General features: G+C 58.5%; 1 protein-coding gene. It reads right to left on the bottom strand.

The window, feature by feature from the left end:
* Positions 1-253: transposase (locus IV91_RS0115285; RefSeq protein WP_150112465.1), on the bottom strand; the 253-nt coding region annotated here is incomplete at both ends.

The following is a 253-nucleotide window of genomic DNA, read 5'->3' on the forward strand; positions in this document are numbered from 1 at the left end:
GACGACGTGCATGTGCTTGTACCCTCTGTTGGGGAGATCGTAATAGCTTTTCCAGTCATCGGTAACAATAAGCGTGCCTGGCATAACCGACCTTTCGACGAAGCCGCAAAGCGACTTGGTGGTGCGGTCCGGCACGACAGCGAGCCGTATTCGCCCCGCGTACCTGCCGTTCTTCCGCTTGTCGAGTTTGCCGCCCGGCTTGCGCTGATGCACCTCAACAGCACAAGCGACAAGGCTCATGTCGTGGACGCCA

Origin of the sequence: Ferrovum myxofaciens, assembly GCF_000735045.1 — a bacterium.
Taxonomy (GTDB): Bacteria; Pseudomonadota; Gammaproteobacteria; order Burkholderiales; family Ferrovaceae; genus Ferrovum; species Ferrovum myxofaciens.